Genomic DNA, 1,317 nt, shown 5'->3' with positions numbered 1-1,317 from the left:
CACTAGTGTCCCATTAAAATCGGGACGTTTTAAAAATTAAATAAATTTGGCCCATTAAGGCTATCTCGTTCTTTGTCATTTTGAAATTTAGTTTTGCTGAAAAGTTCTCTGAGATTCGTTTTATCAGTTAGGGAAATACTTAGTATCTGTAGCACTTCATACGTGCTTCTACCCAGTTTCATGTCGTGCTGAACAATTGCCACGAGGCAATAGGTACATATGGCGGCATAGATTTGAATCCGGACAGCATTTTCGGTAGTACCCCAGAATTTCTTGATCTTAAGATGTTGCTTTAGCCATTTAAAAAAGAGTTCTACCTGCCAGCGGTTTTTATAAAGTTCCGCCACCTGTAGTGCTGAAATGTGAATGGCATTGGTCAAAAAGATAAATTCACGTTGTTGCTCCTCATCCCAGTATCTCACCAAGCGAAGTGACCCGGGATAATACTGTTTTGGATAAAATCCTGTCAATTCGATCGTTTGGTCAGAAAGCACGTTCTTGGGCAATCTGCGTTTCCATTTGAGGGGTTTATACTTAAGATTTCTCTTTGCTCTGATCACAAAATAAGCTCCTATTTGATGGATCTTATATAGCATCTTAAAATTATTGTAGGCTCGATCATATATATAGTAAGAATCTGGCTCATAAGGGATCTCTTTCATCGCTTTTGAATCGTGCATAGAAGCTTCAGTGATGTGAAAGAATGTAGGAATCTGTGTTTCCACATCATACAGTGTGTGTATTTTGATACCGCCTTTATTCCTACGGAACTTTGCCCACCAAAACACGGAAAGACATAAGTCGATCGTTGTCGAATCGAAAGCATAAACGTTACCGCCAAGATTGAAGATACTTACAGCTTTCTTCTCTCTTGCTTGGTTGACCAGATAATAGGCATACTCTTCAAAGATATGATAGTCCCTGTCCTGATTTGCCCTTGCCAAAGATGATCTTGAGACATTCTTCCCCATTCCCAAATGATAGCATTTGGAGTAATGGGCATCTAAGGCGACAATCAGGCTCCTTAAACTTTCACGATTGGAGAGCTGACCGAACATTAAAACAAGCAGCTGGTTCCAGCAGCTAAAATGCTTGACGTATTTGTCTCCTTTATACTTGGATACAATCCGATTGAACTTGCTCCGGTTGAGAAAGGAGACCAATTGAGCGAAAACATATTTATCTTGGAACATAGGTTGGCAGATTCATCTGGCAACAAAGCTATGTTTTCAAGTCCGTTCGGCTGACAAACCTCTATAACCAACTAAATTTCAAATATTTCAAAGAACAATTTTAAGTTTTAATGGGACAGTAATG

General features: G+C 39.2%; 1 protein-coding gene. It reads right to left on the bottom strand.

Features of this window, described 5'->3' with window-relative positions:
- Positions 1–29: 29 nt before the first annotated feature.
- Positions 30–1,193 carry an IS4 family transposase gene (locus tag G6N06_RS19610; protein WP_163518391.1) on the bottom strand — a complete coding sequence of 388 codons (1,164 nt, stop codon included), beginning with the start codon at positions 1,191–1,193 and terminating at the stop codon, positions 30–32.
- Positions 1,194–1,317 lie beyond the last annotated feature (124 nt).

Origin of the sequence: Gelidibacter japonicus (assembly GCF_010725055.1) — a bacterium.
Taxonomy (GTDB): domain Bacteria; phylum Bacteroidota; class Bacteroidia; order Flavobacteriales; family Flavobacteriaceae; genus Gelidibacter; species Gelidibacter japonicus.
Note: the sequence above shows the minus strand (reverse complement) of the source record. Positions and strands in the feature narration are given on the sequence as shown.